Below are 18353 nucleotides of genomic sequence, written 5' to 3' on the forward strand. Positions count from 1 at the left end.
TAAATCTATATTGGTCTGCGGAACATCCGGTCGTTTTCTGCAGTTTCTGCACCGTGACCGCAACTAGCGATCACCTGATCCGACCAGCAGGAGAATGACCGATGTTCCACCATTCCAGCAAGCTGCAATACGAAGTTCGCGTGGACCGTCCCGATCCGCAATTCGCCAAGTTTCTGCAGCAGGCCATTGGCGGCGTCGAAGGCGAGATCCGCGTCGCCATGCAGTATTTCTTCCAGGCCATGGGCGCGCGCGGCGATGCGAAATATCGCGACATGCTGATGATGACCGCGACCGAGGAACTGTCCCATATCGAATTCCTCGGCCATGCCGTCGCCCTGAACCTGGAAGGCGCGCCGCTGACCGTGCAGGAGGAAGCCGCCAAGGACCCGATCGTGAATGCGATCATGGGCGGGGCGAACCCGCGCCACATCCTGTCCTCGGGGCTGTCTGCCATGCCGGTGAACGCGAATGGCGTCCCCTTCGACATGAGCCATGTCTATGCCACCGGCAACCTGGCCGCCGACATGATGGCCAATGCCACCGCCGAAAGCGGCGGCCGCGTGCTGGCATCGCGGCTGTACAACATGACCGACGACAGCGGGATGAAGGACATGCTGTCCTTCCTGATCGCGCGCGACACGATGCACCAGCAGCAGTGGCTGGCCGTGATCGAGGAACTGGGCGGCTGGGAAAAGGCGCTTCCGGTGCCGAACTCGACGCCCAAGGAACACGAGGCGATGGAGCATTCCTACTACTTCCTGAACACCTCGCTGGACGAGCCGACGCCGCAAGGGCGCTGGACTTCGGGGCCGTCGCTGGACGGGCGCTCGGAATTCTCGGTCCGCGAACGCCCCGAGCCGCTTGGGCAGAAGCCCGATCTGGGCAAGGCGCGCCCCCACAGCAGCACGCAGATCGAACAACAGTAACCCCAACCGATACCGGAGGCTGCCATGACCGACCCGAACGCCACATCCGACCGGGATGACAAGGGCGACACGCTGGATCGGTCGGCGGCCGAAGGCGGGTTGCCGTCCGATACCGACTATCTCCGCACTCAGGGCAAGGAACAGGGGCAATTGGTGGGCATCGCGCTTGCCGCCCCGATCGTCGCGATCGTGGTGATCGTCGTCGCCGCGCTCTGGGTGTTCATTTGAAACCGTCGAACCGAGGATAACGAACATGGCCACGACCACAGGAACCGAGCATTACTTCGGCGATCTCGTCACGGATCTCATCTATCTGGAACATGACGCCATCGCCGCCTATGACAGCACGATCGAGCGTCTGAACGATCCCGAACTGGCCGCCCGCGTGGCCGAGTTCCGCCAGGACCACCTGCAGCACCTCGAGACGCTGCGCGGGATTGCCGCATCCATCAATGCCGACATCCCCGAGGGTGGCGACATGAAGCAGATGCTGACCACGGGCAAGATCGCGCTTGCCGATCTGATGGGCGACGGTGCGATCCTCAAGGCGATGCGCACGAACGAGGAAGACACCGTCACCGCCTATGACCGCGCACGCCAGCACGACGATGCGATCCCCGCATCGCGCGAGTTCTTCGAGAAGGCGCTGGCCGACGAGAAGCGTCACCGCGCATGGATGGAAGAGGCATCGCAGCGCGCCTGAGGCGCCCAGGTTTTTGAGCGGTAGCAGGTTAAACGTCTGGTTCCGGGTCGGCGCATCGCGTCGGCCCGGAATTCGTTTGTGGGATCGGCAGATGCGGCCCTAGTGGGTAGAGCCTCTGGTGCCATCAAGGGCTATGGCCGTGCCCGGCGCGATCCCAGTGTGTGAGAGCCCGGATGCGGCCGGGCGTCTGTCGTCACCTTTGCAGGCTTCGGCCCACCACAGGCCACAATGCTGCACGTGGTCCGGCCAGGGCGACAGGGCCGATCGGTTCGACGACCGATATTCTTGTGAAACGATGCGGGTCGAACCTGCACCATGCAAGGGAAAGACCCGAGCTGATGTCGGCGGACTGGCAGCCGAAGGGCCCGGTGTCCCCTGCGCGAAACCTGTTGGCCAATTGCACGCCGTGATGCAGGGACCGGGGTAAGAATGCGCTCGTGTCAGGGCCATGGTCGCATGATCCGCGTGCCTGCCCATTTCCGCGGTGCTGCGGCTTCGCGCACGGGCGTGGCGTTGTCGTCGTGTCCCAGGACGCCCCAGCGGATCAGTTGCATGTAAAAACGCCCCCCGGTGCCAAGGCAGCGGAGGGCGTCAGGTAAGGGCAGTGTTGCCGGATCAGCCTCAGTTCAGGGTGATCATCCGGTCGTCGGTCAGAACGGCATCGCTGTCATATTCAAAATCGTTCGCAGCTTCGATATCGTCCTCGGTCATGCTGTCCACCATCAGGCGTTCGCCATCGACGGTGACGCGGGACATCGGGACCGGGACCTCCTTGCCGCCAAGCCCGAGGAAACCACCGCTGCTGAGGACGAGGTTCGGCTCACCCTCCAGATCGACGAAGGCTTCGGGATTGCCCAGATCCTCACCGTCGGCGGTGACGACCTCCATGTCCATCAGATCGGCCACCGACATCTCGCGGCCTTGGGGCTGTGCCTCTGCCTCGGTCTCTTGCGGATCCGCCTGCTGACCTTCCTGGGCGGCCAGACGCTGCTGGCGTTCCTCGGGGGTCTCGATCACCACGTTGGGCTGCCCGGTCTGCTGAACCTCGACCGTGGGCTGCTTGGCCATCGACACGGACACTTGCGGCTCGGCGCCCTCGAAGGCGACGTTGGGATCGCTCTGCTCGACCGAGACATTCGGCTCACCCTCGGCCTCGACGATCTCGACCTGCGGCTCGGTGCTGGCAACCTCGGTATCGCCTTCGACATTCTGCGCGGAACCGTCATCGACCCCGGTCGTGTCGCCATCCTGATCCTGCGGGACGGGATTGCCGTCGGCATCAACGCCCAGATCGACATTCAGCTGCGGATCGGCCTGCGTGACGCTGACCTGAGGCTCGCCCTGTTCGACCTGAACCTCGGGGTCGGCGGCGGCGATGCTGACATCGGGATTGGGGTTCAGGATGTAGATGTCGGGCGCGGGATTGTCGACGCGCACGATGATCTCGGGGATCTCGACGGTGACGGTGGGCTGCTTCTGGCTGACTTGGATATCGGCCGCATTGCCCGTCACGCTGACCTCGGGCTGTTGTTCGGTCACGGTGACGGCGGGCGCGGGAACCTGCACGTCCACGTTCGGATCGGGCACGGTCACTTCGGCCTCGCCTTCGATGGTCGCATCCTCGGACAGATCGACACGGTCGCTGACCTCGGCGGTTTCCTCGTCTTCCGCCTGATCGGTGGCATTGCCGGTGGCTGCTTCGGTCAGCCGGTCCTCCAGCGCGGTGCATTCGCGGACCATGTCCTCGTTGATGGCGGCGATGACCTCTTCCTGCGGGATCACGGTCGGATCGTCGGCATCGCGATAGGCATCGGCCAGCATGCGGCATTCCTGGCTCTTGCCCTCCAGTTCCTGTTCATTGATGTCCACCAGCGATTGGGCCAGGGCCATTCCGCCCAGGGGCAGGGTGATTGCGGTGCTGAGAAGCAGGCTGCGGGTCATGATCTTCATAGTGTCGCTCTCCTTGTGATCGGTGTTTGCACCGTTCGGGATACGCCTTTCCAATTGCCCCCAATCGCCCATGGTTCCCGCCGCGATGACCGATGGAATGGGATCGCCCAGGTCCGGAAACCCGCAAGACGCGCTTATTGCTGACCATGACCGCCCCCGACTAAAATATGTTAGGGATCCGCACGGACCCGTTTACCGGGCCGATCATGCCCGATCCCCATTCCATGAATTTCCTGTGAGACCAAATGCCCCCGATCGCGTTGGGCATTCGACAGCACAGGAGATTTCCACATGCCCGGAAAGCAGCATCGCGGCCGTAGGGCCGAGACACCGACCGAAATTCCCGCGAAAGGTTGGTGGGATATCCTGAAACGGGTCAAGGACGAGATCAGCAGCGACCATGTGTCGGTGGTTTCGGCCGGCGTCGCGTTCTTCGGCCTTCTGGCAATCTTTCCCGCCATCGCGGCCGTGATCTCGATCGCGGGGTTCTTCCTCGATCCCGCGGATGTCGCCGGACAGCTGGATTCGCTGGTGGCCATCCTGCCCGAGAGTGCGGCCTCGATCATCCAGGACCAGATCACCGCCGTCACCGGCGGGGATGAGACGGCTACCGGCATCGCGGCGCTGTTCGGCATCGCCATCGCCTTCTATGGCGCGACCAAGGGGATGCTGACCCTGATGGAGGGCATGAACGTCGCCTATGACGAGGAAGAGACACGCGGGGTCGTCGCGCTCTATGCGACGGGAGGTGCGCTGACGCTGTTCCTGATCTTCGGCATCCTGATTGCGATGGGCGCCATCCTGGTCGTTCCTATCGTTCTGGACGTCCTGCCGTTGCCCGGCATCGTCGAAACCATCATTTCCTGGGCGCAATGGCCTGTTCTGGCGGCACTGACCATATTCGGGCTGGCCGTCGTCTATCGGTTCGGCCCTTCGCGAGAGGATGCGAAATGGCGTTGGGTCAGCCCCGGCGCGATCATCGCCACGATCCTGTGGCTGGCGGGCACGGTCGGCTTCTCGATCTATGCGCAGAACTTCGGCAGCTACAACGAGACCTACGGCACGATCGGCGGGGTGATCATCCTTCTGACCTGGCTGTGGATCTCGGCCTATATCGTGCTGGCGGGGGCCGAACTGAATTCCGAGATGGAGCACCAGACCCGGCTTGACACGACGACCGGGCAGCCCCGTCCGCAGGGCCAGCGCGGTGCGGTCAAGGCAGATACCGATCCCGATCTGCCCGAGGACGGCACCGGGGGCGACAGACATGCGGCGCGGCGCGGGGATGACGGGGTCGTTTCGCGCAAGCCGTCGCTTGTGGCCGGGGTGCTGGGGCTTCTGGCGCTGCGTGCGATCCGCAAGCCGCGTTCCGCAAACGACCCCTCGGGGCGTTAAATCGCCGATTATGACCGATTACCGATAAACCAAAGTGAATCGTCAGGAACCGCCCCGAACCCAAGTAGTTGAATCCTGCAACACGCGACGTGCGACCGGGCGTTGCGATGTAAATCCAAGGGAGTCTCGATTATGACCCATGATCCGAATATCACGGCAAATGCGCAAACTGAAAATGCGCAGAATGCGGGAACGACCAAAAGCACCGATACCCAGGAATTGAAGCGCGAAGCCGAACATCTGGGCGATGCTGCACGCGACGTGGGAAAAGAGGCTTATGGCCGACTTTCCGAAGGCGCGGCGCAGCAGACCGAACAGGTCAAGGAAGGTGCCGCATCCGAGGTGCAGGACATCTCGGCCGCGTTGCGCAGCGCCGCCGACAAGAGCCGTGCAGGTTCGGCCCAGGAACGCACCTTCGGGCAGGCAGCCGAGGCGCTGGCAGACTTCTCGGACATGATCCGCAACAAGGATCTGGGCGAGATGCTGAACGACGTGAACGGCCTTGCGCGCCGCAATCCCGCCGCCTTCCTGGGTGGCGCGGCGCTGCTCGGCTTTGCCGCGACCCGTTTCGCCAAGGCATCCGCCAGCCCTGATCATGGTCCGACCGGCAATGCAGGCGCAGGCGCCATGTCCGCCACCTCGACGCCCTCGGCGCCGACGCCCGCGACATCGACCCCTTCCGCAGGGATGCCCGCATCGCCTGCCATCAACACCGTCACCGATCCTTCGGATACCGTGACCATCGCATCGAAGGAGAAGTTCTGATGTCCGATGAACGGAAAGCCGGCACCGGCAACCTGATCGCCGAACTGATGGATCACGTCTCGACCCTGCTTCGTAAAGAGGTTGACCTGGCCCGCACCGAGATGGGCGAGAAACTGAACAGCGCGCTTGGCGGCATCATCTCGATGGCGGTGGCACTGGTCTTCGCGATCGTGGCGCTGAACACCTTCAGCGCGGCCCTTGTCGGCTGGATCGCCCAAGCGACGGGTCTCGGGGCAGGGTGGTCTTCGCTGATTGTCACCATCGTCTTCGGGATCATCGCGGTCGCCCTGATCATTCGTGGCAAGAATGCGCTTCAGGCACGCAATCTCGTTCCTTCGAAAACCACGCAAAGCCTGCGTCGCGATGTCGAAAGCGTCAAGGAGGCCTACAAATGAACGACCAATCTTCCGCCGAAATCCAGCGCGAGATCGAGACCGAGCGCAACGAGATGAACCAGACGCTGAGCGAGCTGACCAACCGTCTGTCGCCCGATCACCTGATCCGCGAAGTCAGCGATCATTTCCGCCAGCATGGCGGCGAGATCACGCGCTCGGTCAGTGAATCGGTCAAGCAGAACCCCTTGGCGCTGGCACTGACCGGCGTGGGCCTCAGCTGGCTGATCTTCGGCCAGAACCGCTCGCAGCAGGCCGCACCTCAGGTGACGGGATATGGCTCGACCGGAACAAGGCCCGCCGGCAGCGTGCCTGCCGATGCCACGCTGACGCAGCGCCCGGCCTATCCGTCCTGGGCGCAGTCCTCGACCATCACGGGTCGCGATACCGATGAACCCGGTCGCCTGTCCCGCGCCAAGGACGGCCTTGCGTCCGGCAAGGACAAGCTGTCGGGCCATGTGGACAGTGCAAAGGACGGGATCGCCGCAGGCCGCGACAAGCTTGCGGGCCATGCCGACGCCGCACGAGACCGCGCGTCGGGGCTGATGGATCAGGGCCGTGACAGCCTTGCCGATGCCCGCGATCGTCTGGCGCAAGGGACCGAGCATCTGTCCAACGAGGCCCGCGAACGGGTGATCGCCGCCCGCGAACGTGCCTTGGCCGCGCACCAGTCGGTCACCGATCACGCGCGCCGTGGCGGGGCAGAGATCTCGAACTACTACGACCAGCAGCCGCTGATCTTCGGCGCGCTTGCCATGGCCGTCGGGGCCGCACTTGCGGGCAGCCTGCCGCGCACCCGGTACGAGGACGAGTATCTTGGCCAGCACAGCGATCAACTGATCGAGGAAGCCGAGCGCATCTTCCACGAGGAAACCGAAAAGACGAAGGCCGTCTATGCCGCCGTCAAATCGGAAGCTGCGGACATCGCCGAGGAAACCCGCGACGCGGTTGACGAAGGCACGCCCGGCGATCATTCGGCCGCGAAATCGGCCCGGAAATATGTCGAGGATACGGCCGAGCGTCTGGCCGACAAGGCCAAGGACGAGGCGGATCGCCAGGACCTCGGAAAGCCCAGCTGATCCGCATCAGCACCCGAACGAAGCGCAAGACGCCCGCAAAGGACTGCGGGCGTTTCTGCATTTTCGCGCAGCCCGATCAGACAAGGCCCCCATTCGCGCGCAGGGTCTGTCCATTGATCCATTTGCCCTCGTCGCCGACCAGGAAGGCCACGGCGTTGGCGATATCCTCGGGCTGGCCAAGGCGCTCCAGCGGGCTGGCCATGGCCAGTTTCTGGATGAACTCCTCGGATTTGCCCTTCAGGAACAGCTCGGTCTCGGTCGGGCCGGGGGCCACCGCGTTCACGGTGATCTGGCGACCGCGCATTTCCTTCGACAGGATGCCGGTCATCGTCTCGATCCCCGCCTTGATCGCTGCATAGACGCCATAGCGTTCGAACCGCGTCCCCACGACCGAGGTCGAAAGGTTCACGATCCGCCCGCCATCCCGCATGCGGTTCGCAGCCTCGCGCATCGTGTTGATGCAGCCCTTGAAGTTGATCCCGATCATCGCATCGACCGAATCCGGGTCCGTTTCCGCGATGGTCTGCAGGGTCATGATCCCCGCATTGTTCACCAGCACGTCGATGCCCCCGAATTCGGCCTCGGTCCTGTCGAACAACGCTTTCACCTCGGCGGGATCCGAGACATCCGCCTTGACGGCGATGGCGCGTCCGCCCGCCGCCTCGATGCGTGCGACGGTATCCTCCGCCGCCTGCTGATTGCCGACATAGTTCACGGTGACGCATAAGCCGTCACGGGCCAGTCTTTCGGCAATCGCCGCCCCGATCCCGCGGGATCCGCCGGTGACGATGGCGGATCTGATCCTGTCATCCATGTCATGCTCCTGATTGCGCTGAATGTTGCGCGGCCGAGGTTAACGCACGGACGGGGGGCGGCAATGGGGAACACCCGACTGGCGGTCACGCCGTCGAGAGGTCCACGACCGGCGGCGCGAATGTCGGGACCTGAATCAGAGCGACAGATGCCAAGGCCCGAAGAGGGGACCGAAGACCAGCTCGGAAGCTAAAAAATGCCAGATGTCCACTTGGAAGATCTGGTGGAGCCAAGGGGAGTCGAACCCCTGACCTCTTGCATGCCATGCAAGCGCTCTACCAACTGAGCTATGGCCCCACCGTTATCTGCAAGGCGCCTCGGCGCCGCTGCGTTTGGGTCGTATAGGGGGGTGCGCCGATGGCTGCAAGCAGAAAATTCACCTGCGGACGTTTTTTTCGGCAAGGATCGGGAAGAACCTGGAAACGCGAATGAAAACGGGGCCGAAGCCCCGTTTCCTAGATCCCGTCGATGATGAATTTCAGCTTTCGCGTCCGTTTGCGCGGTCGAGGCTGAACGCCCCGGGTCCCGCAAACACGAGATAGAGGAACACGAAGCAGTAGAGGATCGCGGCATCCCCGCCGTTCAGCACCGGGAAGGGGCTGCGGGGGGCATGTGCCATCCAGTAGGCCACGGCCATCAGCCCCGACAGCAGAAATGCCACCGGGCGCGTCATGAAGCCAAGGATCAGCATCGCGCCGCCCACCAGCTCCATCAGGCCCGCGATCCAGGGCAGCGACAGGACCGCAGGGGCCGTGTCGCTTGCCGGAAAGCCCAGGATCTTCTGCGTTCCATGCGCGAAGAAGATCGTGGCGCTGACGATGCGCAACACGCCCAGCATCCGGGGCGCATGGGCCGTCAGGGAAGAGAATGGCATCATGCGTCCTCGGCCCCGTTGATCAGTCTTCGTCGTCATCCGCGACATCGGCGATGTCGTCCAGCGAAACGTCGTCGCTGTCGTCGTCATCGTCCAGCAGATCGTCGTCCAGATCGCCGTTGTCGTTGCTGACCTCGTCCTCGTCGTCCGAATTGTCGGCGGCGCGGCCGCGGTTCGGCGCTTCCTTGGTGGCGATGGTCTTGCCGCGACCGTCCGTCAGGCTGTCCAGCGAGAACTGGTTGCCGCAGGCGGGGCAGGTCATCGGATCCTTCTGCAGATCGTAGAAACGGGTCGCGCAATGCGGGCACAGGCGTTTCGTGCCCCATTCCTCTTTGGGCATGGTATTCTCCTTCGGCCGCGATTAGTGAAATCGGGCGACCCCCTGCCACAGCGGTCAGGGGGTGTCAAAGGCTTTATCTGGCAGTCCGGAACAGGCATGGCAAGCGAAGATCGGAAGATCGTGCTGGAGGATGGCCGCAGCGTCGCATTGCGGCGGTCCGCGCGCGCGCGCAGGCTGACACTTCGGGTTCCGCGCGACGGGTCCGGGCCGGTCCTGACGATGCCGCCGCATGTCCCCCTGGCCGAGGGGCGGGCCTTCGTGGAATCGCGTGCCGACTGGCTGGCCGGGGCATCCGCCCGTGTGCCGCAGGCATTGCGCGTCCGGGCCGGGGAAATACTGCCCGTGGCGGGACGCGTGCTTGAACTGACCCCCGCCGCCACCCGCGCAGCCCGGATCGAGGGGGAACATCTGCTGATACCGCGGGACCGCGATGCGGGACCCTCTGTGGCCGCGCTGTTGCGTCGGATGGCGATGGTGCAGCTGCGTGCGGCATCCGATCGGCATGCCGCGGCGATCGGCCGGGGCTATTCCTCGATCGTGCTGCGGGACACGAAGTCGCGATGGGGCAGCTGCAGCCACGAAGGACGGCTGATGTATTCCTGGCGGCTGATCATGGCCCCGCCCGAGATCCTGGACTATGTCGCGGCCCACGAGGTCGCGCATCTGCGCCACATGGATCATTCGCCGCGCTTCTGGGCGCTGGTGGCGGAACTGATGCCCGGATATGCGGCCCGCCGCGCATGGCTGCGCCAGCATGGCGGCGATCTGATGCTGTGGCGTTTCACCGATTGACGCCGCCGTTCATCGTGATCACAAACGCCGCATGAGTGCCGCACGTTCGACCGACCCCGCCGCGCATGAGCGGCTCTACCGCACGCTTCGCAGCAAGATCATGCTGGGCGAACTGCCGCCCGGCAAGGCGCTGACCCTGCGGGGCATCGCGCATGAATACCACCTGTCGATGACCCCGGCCCGAGAGGCGGTCCGCAGGCTGGTGGCGGAAGGCGCGCTGACGCTGTCCTCATCGGGGCGGGTGGCGACGCCGGAACTGTCGGATGAACGGATCGAGGAACTGGCCGCGTTGCGCGCCCTGATCGAACCCGAGCTGGCGGCCCGCGCCCTGCCGCGCGCACATTTCGCGCTGATCGACCGGCTGGCGGGCATGAATGCCCGGATCGCGGACGCGGTCGAGCGGCACGACGCCGTGGGCTATATCCGCTGCAACCTGGATTTCCACCGCATGCTCTATCTGCGGGCGCAGGCCCCGGCGATGCTGGCGATGCTGGAAACGGTGTGGCTGCAGCTTGGCCCGACGATGCGCGCGCTCTATGGCAAGGTCAAACGGAACGAACCGCCGCGTCACCACCGGATGATCCTGGCCGCCTTGCGCGCGGGCGACGAACCCGCGCTGCGGCTGGCCGTCCGGGCCGACGTGACGCATGGGCTGCGCCACCTGACGGCCACGGACGGTCGTTGAACAGGACGCCTGGGATCAGGACGCCTGAGAGGGCAGGCCCATCGTGCCGAAGCTGATATTGGGCAGGGTCGAGGGGATGATGCGGTTGTATTTCGTGCCCTCGATCGCGGCACCCGCCATCAGGCCCGACTGGCCGAAGATCATCGCCACGACCGGGAACTGCGCGCTGAAGCTGTCGGCGCCGACCGCCATCCCGCCCGCCGGAACCGCATAGAACGCGCCTGCGCCCGCGACCCAGCCCGGTGCCGCACGGAACGCCGCCAGCGCCTGGTCGGTCTGGAAGATCAACGCATGGGCGTATTGCTGGGCGCCCGCCTGCAGGCCCACGGTCGCCCGCGTCGCGGAATAGTAATCGACCGTCTGCCCGCCGATCCGCAGCGCGCCTTGGCCATAGGCGCCGCCCACGCCAAGCGCGGCTTCGGTCATCAGCGGCATGTAGAGCACGCCCTTCGCGCTTTGCACCAGGGGGGCCGCGGCCGGGTAGGTCTGCAGCAGATAGGCCTGCGTCTGGTCCACCCGCGCATCCAGCCGTGCCGATCCGTCGGTCCCCACCGCATTCGTGCAGCCCGCCGCCATCAGTGCCGCGCCGCCCGTCGCCAGAAGGCTGCGGCGGGAAATTCCGTGTTTCGTGGTCATCTGTCGCCCCTCGTGGTTTCGCGTCCGGATCTGCGTCCCGGTTCGGGGCGCAGGTTAGGCCAGCGCGCGCCCTTAGGCCAGCATTTCGGCGACCGTCGGCGCGAAGTAGCTGAGAACCCCGTCGCAGCCCGCGCGGCGGAAGGCCAGCAGGCTTTCGATCATGGCGTCGCGCGACAGCCAGCCGTTGCGGATCGCCTGTTCCAGCATCGCGTATTCGCCGCTGACCTGATAGGCGAAGGTGGGCGCGCCGAATTCGTCCTTCACCGCGCGGCAGATGTCCAGATAGGGCATGCCGGGCTTGACCATCACCATGTCGGCCCCCTCGGACAGGTCGCGGGCGACGCAGCGGATCGCCTCGCCGCGATTGGCGGGGTTGATCTGATAGGTCTTCTTGTCGCCCACCAGCCGCCCCGAGGCACCCACCGCATCGCGGAACGGGCCATAGAAGGCGCTGGCGAATTTCGCAGCATAGGACAGGATCGACACGTGCTTGTGGCCCGCGGCCTCCAGCGCGCCGCGCAGCGCGCCGATGCGCCCGTCCATCATGTCCGACGGCCCCAGGATGTCGGCCCCGCATTCAGCCTGCACCAGCGCCATGCGCACCAGCGCCTCGACGGTCTCGTCGTTCAGGATCTCGTTGCCGACGACCAGCCCGTCATGGCCGTTGGCGTTATAGGGGTCCAGCGCGATGTCGGTCATCACGACCAGATCCGGCACCTCCTCCTTGACGGCGCGGATGGCCAGGTTGCCGATATTGTCCGGGTCCCATGCGCGTTCGCAGCCATCGGTGCGCAATGCCTCGTCGCTGTGGGGGAAGATGCAGATGGCGGGAATGTTCAGCCGCGCGGCGCGTTCGGCGGCCCGGCGCGCCCCGTCCAGCGTCAGGCGTTCGACGCCCGGCATCGATGCGATTTCGCCCTCGGCGCCCGCCACTTCGGTCACGAAGATCGGCCAGATCAGGTTCGCGGGGGTCAGCTGCGTTTCCGACACCATCGCGCGGATGTTGGGGTTGCGCCGCAGGCGCCGCAGGCGCGTGGCGGGGAAGGGGGCGATGATGGGGCTGGCCATGGGGGCCTCCGGGGCAATTGCTTTCGGTGACAAGCTGTCGCAACCGGTTTCGGGCTGCCGACTTTCCCTTGTCCGCAACCCGTTCTAAGGTCAGCCGGACGCAAGGACAAGGAAGCGCGAATTTGCCGCCATTCGACAGCCTGATCGGGTTCCTGGACAGCCGGTCATTTTCGACGATCTGGTTCTGGATCCTGCTGATCGGCACATGGTCGGTCACGGGCCGGACCGTGCTTGGCGTCCCGGTCGAGATCGTGGCCCGCGCCCGCGCCGCCCATTCCGCGGGCCAGGCCGACACCCCCGAGGCGCTGACCCTGCTGGACTGGCTGTCGCTGACCCTGCCGCGCTGGCGCCTGGGACAGGGCGAGGGCGCGATCTTCCTGGGCGTCACCAGCTTCCTTCTGTCGTCGGGCTTCGTGCTGGGCTTCAATTTCGGGCTGGAGCTGGCGCAGGCCGCCTTCCTGTTCGCGCTGCCCTTCTGGCTGCTGTTCTGGATGCGGGTGCGGCTGGCGCGCAAGCTGGCGCCGATGCTGGTGGCCGCGCAGGACGGGCAGGCGCCGCTTGGCGAAACCGTGGGGCAGGTCGCGCGTTCCATGGCCCATCACCGGATCGGGGTCGTGGCGCTGTCGCTGATCTCGCTTCTGGCGACGATGGCCTGGGGGATGCTGTGGATCGCCCTTCACCCGATGGGGCTCTGATGCGCTTGACTTCCACGACCCGCGGCTTAGGTCATCCGGCATGACGCAAAGCCTGACCCTCTCCGGTGCGCCCGAAGGCTATGACGCCGCGCTGATCGCGCGCGAGGCCGCGCGCCCCGAAAATGGCGGCGCGCCCGTCATCCATGTCGCACGCGACGACCGGCGCATGGCCGCGATGCGCGCTGCGCTGGCCTTTCTTGCCCCGCAGGTGCCGGTGCTGGAATTTCCCGCATGGGACACGACGCCCTACGACCGCGTCTCGCCCGCGCCGGAAATCCAGGCCGCGCGCATGGCGCTGCTGGCGGCGCTGGCCCAGGGGGCGATCAAGGGGCCGTTCATCCTGCTGACCACGCTGGCCGCCGTCATGCAGCGCGTCCCCGCCCGAGAGGTCGTGCAGCAGACCGCCTTCACCGCCCGCGTGGGCAGCCGCATCGACGAAGGCGCGCTGCGCGAATTCTTCGTGCGGATGGGCTTCGTCCAGTCGCCCACCGTGACCGAACCGGGCGATTACGCCATCCGCGGCGGCATCATCGACATCTTCCCGCCGGGCGATCAGGGGCCGGTGCGTCTGGACCTGTTCGGCGACGTGCTGGACGGCGCGCGCCGCTTCGATCCCGTCAGCCAGCGCACCACCGAGAAGCTGGACCGGGTCGAGCTGGCCCCCATGTCCGAGGTGATCCTGGACGAGCCCTCGATCACCCGTTTCCGCACGAATTACCGCAGCGAATACGGCGGCGGCACCAACGACCCGCTGTATGAAAGCGTCAGCGCGGGTCGCAAGGTGTCGGGTGCCGAACACTGGCTGCCCTGGTTCCACGACCGGATGGAGAGCCTGTTCGACTATGCCCCCGGCGCGTCCGTGGTGCTGGACGATCACATCCCGCAGGTGGCCGATGCGCGGCGCGACACGATCCGCGAACAGTTCGAGGCCCGCCGCGCGGCCATGACCGCCAAGGGCCGCAGCGACACCGTCTACAAGCCGGTGCCGCCCGACCTGATGTTCCCCCCCGAAGAGGAATGGCTGCGCTGGCTTTCGGCGCATCGGGTGCTGCGCCTGTCGGTGCTGAACCAGCCGCCGGGTCCGGGCGTGCTGGATGCGGGCGGGCGGCCGGGGCGGAACTTCGCGCCCGAACGCCAGGCCGAACAGGTCAACCTGTTCGGGGCGCTGGCCGATCACGTCCGCCATCTTGCGCGCGATCATCGCATCGTCATCGCCAGCTTCTCGGACGGGGCGCGCGAACGTCTGTCGGGGCTGCTGACCGACGAAGGCCTGGGCGGGACCACCCAGATCGCGGATATCCGCGCCTTGCCCGACAAGGCGGGATCGATCGGCCTTGCGGTCTGGCCGCTGGACGAAGGTTTCGTGGCCGACGGGCAGGCGCTTGGCAGGATCGCCGTCATATCCGAACAGGATGTGCTGGGGGACCGGCTGATCCGGGGTGCCAAGAAGCGCCGCCGGGCCGAGAATTTCCTGCAGGACACCACCAGCCTGACGCCGGGCGATCTGGTCGTGCATGTCGAGCACGGGATCGGCCGCTATAACGGGTTGGAGACGATCACCGCCGCGGGCGTGCCCCATGACTGCGTCGCGCTGGAATATGCGGGCGGCGACCGCCTGTTCCTGCCGGTCGAGAATATCGAGCTGCTGACCCGCTATGGCCACGAGGAAGGCCTGCTGGACAAGCTGGGCGGCGGCGCATGGCAGGCCCGCAAGGCACGCCTGAAGGAACGCATCCGCCTGATCGCGGACAAGCTGATGCGCGTCGCCGCCGAACGCCTGCTGCGTCCCGCACCCGTGCTGGAGCCCGAGGATCACGAGTGGCAGCAATTCGCGGCCCGCTTCCCCTACACGGAAACCGACGACCAGATGTCCGCGATCGAGGACGTAACCGAGGATCTGGCCGCCGGTCGCCCGATGGACCGGCTGGTGGTGGGCGATGTGGGCTTCGGCAAGACCGAGGTCGCGATGCGCGCGGCCTTCATCGCCGCCAGCCAGGGGATGCAGGTGGCCGTGGTCGCGCCGACCACGCTGCTTGCCCGTCAGCATTTCAAGACCTTCGCCGAACGCTTCCGCAACACCGCGATCAACGTGCGCCCCCTGTCGCGCTTCGTGACCGCGAAAGAGGCCAACCAGACCCGCGACGGGCTGGCCGACGGGTCGGTCGATATCGTGGTGGGCACCCATGCCGTGCTGGCCAAGGGCGTGCGCTTCAAGAATCTCGGGCTGCTGATCATCGACGAGGAACAGCATTTCGGCGTGGCCCACAAGGAACGGCTGAAGGAACTGCGCAGCGACATCCACGTCCTGACCCTGACCGCAACGCCGATCCCGCGCACCCTGCAGCTGTCGCTGACCGGCGTGCGCGACCTGTCGGTGATCGGCACGCCGCCGGTCGACCGCCTTGCGATCCGCACCTATGTCAGCGAATTCGACAGCGTCACCATCCGCGAGGCCCTGCTGCGCGAGAAGTATCGCGGCGGTCAGAGCTTCTTCGTCGTTCCGCGCCTGTCCGACCTGCCCGAGGTCGAGGCCTGGTTGACCGAGCAGGTCCCAGAGGTCAGCTTCATCACCGCGCATGGGCAGCTGGCGGCGGGCGATCTGGATCAGCGGATGAACGCGTTCTACGATGGCAGCCATGACGTGCTGCTGGCGACGACCATCGTGGAATCGGGGTTGGACATCCCGACGGCGAACACGATGATCGTCTGGCGCGCGGACATGTTCGGTCTGTCGCAGCTCTATCAGATCCGCGGGCGCGTGGGACGGTCCAAGGCACGGGCCTATTGCTATCTGACGTCGAAGCCGCGTCAGCCGCTGACCCCGCAGGCAATGAGGCGGCTGAAGTTCCTCGGCTCGATCGACGGGCTGGGGGCGGGGTTCAACCTTGCCAGCCAGGATCTGGATCTGCGCGGCGCGGGCAATCTTCTGGGCGAGGAACAGTCCGGCCACATCAAGGAAGTGGGCTTCGAACTGTACCAGGCCATGCTGGAGGAGACGATCGCCAAGCTGAAATCGGGCGAGATCGAGGGCACCCCCGAGGACGAATGGGCGCCGCAGCTGAACCTGGGCGTGCCGGTCACCATTCCCGAAAGCTACATCCCCGATCTGGATGTGCGGCTCGGCCTCTATCGCCGCCTGTCCGGGCTGACCACCAAGGTCGAGCTGGAGGGCTTCGCCGCCGAACTGATCGACCGTTTCGGCACCCTGCCGCGCGAGGTGAACACCCTGCTGCTGGTCATCCGCATCAAGGCGATGGCCAAGCGCGCCAATATCGCCAAGCTGGATGCGGGCCCCAAGGGCATCACGGTGCAGTTCCACATGGACAAGTTCCCCAACCCCGCGGGGCTGGTCGAATTCCTGTCCGAGGAACGCGGGACGGCCAAGGTCACCGACAACAAGATCGTTCTGCGACGTGAATTCGGGTCGGATGGCGAACGCATCAAGGGTGCCTTCGCCGTGGCCCGCGATCTGGCCGCCAAGATCAAGGAAGGCAACAAGAAGGCGAAGGCCAAGGCATGATCCGCTTCGACACCGGGCCCTTGGGCGGGGGAACGCTGTTCGACGCGCCCGAGGCGGTGATCCGTGCCGACGATGTCGCCGGTGTCGCGCCGGCGCTTGCCGCGATGGAGGACGCGCAGGCACGGGGCAGGTGGCTTGCGGGATACTTTTCCTACGAGCTGGGGCATGCGCTGGACCCGCGTCTGCATCGCCTGATGCCGGGTGCGCGGCAGATGCCGCTGATCCTGATGGGGGTCTTCGACGGGCCGCGCCCCGCAGCCGCGCTGCCGGGTGGTCCCGTGCGGATCGTAACGCCGCGCCCCTTGTGGGACAGGGCCAGATACGACGCGGCCATCGCGGCGGTCCACCGATATATCGAAGCGGGCGATACCTATCAGATCAACCTGACCTTTCCGATGGAGGCCGAGGTCGCGGGCGATCCGCTGGATGTCTATGCCGCGCTGGCCGAACGTCAGCCGGTGGGCGAGGGGGCCTTTGTCGATCTGGGCGGTCAGGTCATCCTGTCGCGCAGCCCCGAATTGTTCTTTGCCGTCGATGCGGATCGGCGGATCGGCACGCGTCCGATGAAGGGCACTGCCGCGCGCGGGGCGACCGCGTCCGAGGATGCCGCGAATGCCGCAGCCCTGCGTGCATCCGAAAAGAACCGTGCCGAGAACCTGATGATCGTCGATCTGCTGCGCAACGACATCAGCCGCATCTGTCATCCCGGCAGCGTGCAGGTGCCCGAGCTGTTCGCCATCGAAAGCTATGCCACCGTGCATCAGATGGTGTCGCTGGTGACAGGGCGGCTGGTCGAGGGGGTCGGTCTGGGCGACATCTTGCGGGCGCTGTTTCCCTGCGGCTCGATCACCGGGGCGCCCAAGATCCGCGCGATGGAGATCATATCGGAATTGGAGCGCGCCCCGCGCGAGATCTATTGCGGGGCCATCGGCTGGGTCGATCCTGCGGGACCGATGCGGTTCAACGTGGCGATCCGGTCGCCCTGGTATTCCGCGCCCGATCGGTTGCGTCTGAATGTGGGTGGCGGCATCGTGCATGACAGCGAGACCGGCCCCGAATGGGAGGAGGCGTTGTGCAAGTCCGCATTTCTGGGCCAGTTCCCGACGGGCTGACGATCTTCGAGACGCTGCGGATGGAGCCTGACGGATCTGTCCGGCTGTGGCCGCTGCATGTCGCACGGTTGCAGAGTGGATGTGCTGCCGTCGGTTTCCCGCTGGACGAGGCGAAGCTGGACCTGTCGCATCTGCCGCGCGGAAAGGCGCTGCGTGTTCGAATGGCTGTCGATATGGGCGGCGGGGTCCAATTTTCCCATGCCGAACTGCCACCGAATCCCCCGTTCTGGATGGTGGCTTTGTCCGGGCGGGTCGAGAGCGATGATCCCTGGCTGCGGATCAAGTCGTCGCGTCGCGCGGTTTATGATCGGGCACGGGCCGGGCTGCCCGACGGTGTGGATGAGGCCATCCTGACGAACGAGCGGGGGGAGATCTGCGAAGGAAGCATCACCAACCTGTTCCTGCAAATGGGCGGCCGCCTGCTGACCCCACCCTTGTCGTCGGGGCTGCTGCCGGGCGTGCTGCGCCAGTCTCTGTTGCAGGCAGGGGATGTAGAGGAGGCGGTGCTGCGGCCCGATGAGCTGAGGCGCGGAGAGATATGGATGGGCAATGCCTTGCGCGGGCTGATCCCGGCCCGGTTGATCCCCTGAAACGAGAGCGGGCGCGGC

19 protein-coding genes and 1 tRNA gene are annotated in these 18353 nt (G+C 65.7%); 13 read left to right on the forward strand and 7 right to left on the reverse strand.

Features of this window, described 5'->3' with window-relative positions; all coding sequences use genetic code 11:
• Positions 1-101 precede the first annotated feature (101 nt).
• The 3 genes from KO490_RS11885 to KO490_RS11895 are packed head-to-tail and all read left to right on the forward strand — an operon-like array spanning position 102 to position 1629.
• Positions 102-926, forward strand: a complete 825-nt coding sequence (locus tag KO490_RS11885; protein ID WP_216019645.1) for a manganese catalase family protein — start codon at positions 102-104, stop codon at positions 924-926.
• Between the two features lie 24 nt (positions 927-950).
• Positions 951-1154: a hypothetical protein gene (locus KO490_RS11890; protein ID WP_216019646.1), complete on the forward strand. Its 204-nt coding sequence runs from the start codon at positions 951-953 to the stop codon at positions 1152-1154.
• A 25-nt stretch (positions 1155-1179) separates the two neighbouring features.
• On the forward strand, positions 1180-1629 hold the full coding sequence (locus KO490_RS11895) for a DUF892 family protein (protein WP_216019647.1): 450 nt from the start codon (positions 1180-1182) through the stop codon (positions 1627-1629).
• Positions 1630-2250: 621 nt separating this feature from the next.
• On the opposite strand, the gene KO490_RS11900 is transcribed toward KO490_RS11895, so the two are convergent.
• On the reverse strand, positions 2251-3579 hold the full coding sequence (locus KO490_RS11900; RefSeq protein ID WP_216019648.1) for a PRC-barrel domain-containing protein: 1329 nt from the start codon (positions 3577-3579) through the stop codon (positions 2251-2253).
• 291 nt (positions 3580-3870) lie between these two features.
• Here KO490_RS11900 and KO490_RS11905 point away from each other — a divergent pair, with 291 nt between their 5' ends.
• From KO490_RS11905 to KO490_RS11920, 4 genes are all read left to right on the forward strand, one after another.
• A complete protein-coding gene (locus KO490_RS11905; RefSeq protein WP_216019649.1) occupies positions 3871-4974 on the forward strand; it encodes a YihY/virulence factor BrkB family protein in 1104 nt (367 codons plus the stop codon).
• A 219-nt stretch (positions 4975-5193) separates the two neighbouring features.
• Positions 5194-5739, forward strand: coding sequence for a hypothetical protein (locus KO490_RS11910; protein WP_216019650.1), 546 nt, complete (start codon positions 5194-5196; stop codon positions 5737-5739).
• On the forward strand, positions 5739-6134 hold the full coding sequence (locus KO490_RS11915; RefSeq protein ID WP_216019651.1) for a phage holin family protein: 396 nt from the start codon (positions 5739-5741) through the stop codon (positions 6132-6134). The genes KO490_RS11910 and KO490_RS11915 overlap by 1 nt, the downstream gene beginning before the upstream one ends.
• A complete protein-coding gene (locus tag KO490_RS11920) occupies positions 6131-7210 on the forward strand; it encodes a DUF3618 domain-containing protein (protein ID WP_216019652.1) in 1080 nt (359 codons plus the stop codon). The genes KO490_RS11915 and KO490_RS11920 overlap by 4 nt, the downstream gene beginning before the upstream one ends.
• A gap of 76 nt (positions 7211-7286) precedes the next feature.
• Here KO490_RS11920 and KO490_RS11925 read toward each other — a convergent pair whose 3' ends face one another.
• The 4 genes from KO490_RS11925 to KO490_RS11940 form a co-directional block, all read right to left on the reverse strand.
• On the reverse strand, positions 7287-8024 hold the full coding sequence (locus tag KO490_RS11925) for an SDR family oxidoreductase (protein ID WP_216019653.1): 738 nt from the start codon (positions 8022-8024) through the stop codon (positions 7287-7289).
• Between the two features lie 220 nt (positions 8025-8244).
• A tRNA-Ala gene (locus KO490_RS11930) sits at positions 8245-8320 on the reverse strand.
• 181 nt (positions 8321-8501) lie between these two features.
• On the reverse strand, positions 8502-8897 hold the full coding sequence (locus KO490_RS11935) for a DoxX family protein (RefSeq protein ID WP_216019654.1): 396 nt from the start codon (positions 8895-8897) through the stop codon (positions 8502-8504).
• A gap of 22 nt (positions 8898-8919) precedes the next feature.
• The gene (locus tag KO490_RS11940; protein WP_216019655.1) at positions 8920-9237 is read right to left on the reverse strand and encodes an FYDLN acid domain-containing protein; all 318 of its coding nucleotides are present in this window, start codon (positions 9235-9237) and stop codon (positions 8920-8922) included.
• 96 nt (positions 9238-9333) lie between these two features.
• On the opposite strand from KO490_RS11940, the gene KO490_RS11945 reads away from it, so the two are divergent.
• Both KO490_RS11945 and KO490_RS11950 read left to right on the forward strand, forming a co-directional pair.
• Positions 9334-10029 (forward strand): M48 family metallopeptidase, encoded by a 696-nt coding sequence (locus KO490_RS11945; protein ID WP_216019656.1) that lies wholly within the window; start codon positions 9334-9336, stop codon positions 10027-10029.
• Positions 10030-10060: 31 nt separating this feature from the next.
• Positions 10061-10714, forward strand: coding sequence for a GntR family transcriptional regulator (locus KO490_RS11950; RefSeq protein ID WP_216019657.1), 654 nt, complete (start codon positions 10061-10063; stop codon positions 10712-10714).
• 15 nt (positions 10715-10729) lie between these two features.
• Here the strand turns inward: KO490_RS11950 and KO490_RS11955 are convergent, their stop codons facing one another.
• Together KO490_RS11955 and hemB are read right to left on the reverse strand one after the other, a co-directional pair.
• Positions 10730-11350, reverse strand: a complete 621-nt coding sequence (locus KO490_RS11955) for a YSC84-related protein (protein WP_216019658.1) — start codon at positions 11348-11350, stop codon at positions 10730-10732.
• 72 nt (positions 11351-11422) lie between these two features.
• Positions 11423-12418: a porphobilinogen synthase gene (hemB, locus tag KO490_RS11960; RefSeq protein WP_216019659.1), complete on the reverse strand. Its 996-nt coding sequence runs from the start codon at positions 12416-12418 to the stop codon at positions 11423-11425.
• Between the two features lie 122 nt (positions 12419-12540).
• On the opposite strand from hemB, the gene KO490_RS11965 reads away from it, so the two are divergent.
• Genes KO490_RS11965 through KO490_RS11980 form a run of 4 tightly spaced genes read left to right on the forward strand, consistent with a single transcriptional unit; the run spans position 12541 to position 18335 of the window.
• Positions 12541-13113, forward strand: coding sequence for a hypothetical protein (locus tag KO490_RS11965; protein WP_216019660.1), 573 nt, complete (start codon positions 12541-12543; stop codon positions 13111-13113).
• Between the two features lie 40 nt (positions 13114-13153).
• Positions 13154-16633, forward strand: a complete 3480-nt coding sequence (mfd, locus tag KO490_RS11970) for a transcription-repair coupling factor (RefSeq protein ID WP_216019661.1) — start codon at positions 13154-13156, stop codon at positions 16631-16633.
• Positions 16630-17745: an aminodeoxychorismate synthase component I gene (locus tag KO490_RS11975; protein ID WP_216019662.1), complete on the forward strand. Its 1116-nt coding sequence runs from the start codon at positions 16630-16632 to the stop codon at positions 17743-17745. The genes mfd and KO490_RS11975 overlap by 4 nt, the downstream gene beginning before the upstream one ends.
• A complete protein-coding gene (locus KO490_RS11980) occupies positions 17691-18335 on the forward strand; it encodes an aminotransferase class IV family protein (protein ID WP_256447490.1) in 645 nt (214 codons plus the stop codon). The genes KO490_RS11975 and KO490_RS11980 overlap by 55 nt, the downstream gene beginning before the upstream one ends.
• The last annotated feature ends 18 nt before the right edge of the window (positions 18336-18353 follow it).

The sequence above is a fragment of the Paracoccus sp. C2R09 genome (assembly GCF_018860625.1).
GTDB lineage: Bacteria > Pseudomonadota > Alphaproteobacteria > Rhodobacterales > Rhodobacteraceae > Paracoccus.

Coding starts and splice junctions, on each gene's coding strand:
- mfd (WP_216019661.1), top strand. CDS start 13,154: ATGACGCAAAGCCTGACCCTCTCCGGTGCGCCCGAAGGCTATGACGCC.
- KO490_RS11955 (WP_216019658.1), bottom strand. CDS start 11,350: ATGACCACGAAACACGGAATTTCCCGCCGCAGCCTTCTGGCGACGGGC.
- hemB (WP_216019659.1), bottom strand. CDS start 12,418: ATGGCCAGCCCCATCATCGCCCCCTTCCCCGCCACGCGCCTGCGGCGC.
- KO490_RS11885 (WP_216019645.1), top strand. CDS start 102: ATGTTCCACCATTCCAGCAAGCTGCAATACGAAGTTCGCGTGGACCGT.
- KO490_RS11950 (WP_216019657.1), top strand. CDS start 10,061: ATGAGTGCCGCACGTTCGACCGACCCCGCCGCGCATGAGCGGCTCTAC.
- KO490_RS11975 (WP_216019662.1), top strand. CDS start 16,630: ATGATCCGCTTCGACACCGGGCCCTTGGGCGGGGGAACGCTGTTCGAC.
- KO490_RS11980 (WP_256447490.1), top strand. CDS start 17,691: ATGGGAGGAGGCGTTGTGCAAGTCCGCATTTCTGGGCCAGTTCCCGAC.
- KO490_RS11945 (WP_216019656.1), top strand. CDS start 9,334: ATGGCAAGCGAAGATCGGAAGATCGTGCTGGAGGATGGCCGCAGCGTC.
- KO490_RS11905 (WP_216019649.1), top strand. CDS start 3,871: ATGCCCGGAAAGCAGCATCGCGGCCGTAGGGCCGAGACACCGACCGAA.
- KO490_RS11940 (WP_216019655.1), bottom strand. CDS start 9,237: ATGCCCAAAGAGGAATGGGGCACGAAACGCCTGTGCCCGCATTGCGCG.
- KO490_RS11900 (WP_216019648.1), bottom strand. CDS start 3,579: ATGAAGATCATGACCCGCAGCCTGCTTCTCAGCACCGCAATCACCCTG.
- KO490_RS11915 (WP_216019651.1), top strand. CDS start 5,739: ATGTCCGATGAACGGAAAGCCGGCACCGGCAACCTGATCGCCGAACTG.
- KO490_RS11935 (WP_216019654.1), bottom strand. CDS start 8,897: ATGCCATTCTCTTCCCTGACGGCCCATGCGCCCCGGATGCTGGGCGTG.
- KO490_RS11920 (WP_216019652.1), top strand. CDS start 6,131: ATGAACGACCAATCTTCCGCCGAAATCCAGCGCGAGATCGAGACCGAG.
- KO490_RS11890 (WP_216019646.1), top strand. CDS start 951: ATGACCGACCCGAACGCCACATCCGACCGGGATGACAAGGGCGACACG.
- KO490_RS11895 (WP_216019647.1), top strand. CDS start 1,180: ATGGCCACGACCACAGGAACCGAGCATTACTTCGGCGATCTCGTCACG.
- KO490_RS11925 (WP_216019653.1), bottom strand. CDS start 8,024: ATGGATGACAGGATCAGATCCGCCATCGTCACCGGCGGATCCCGCGGG.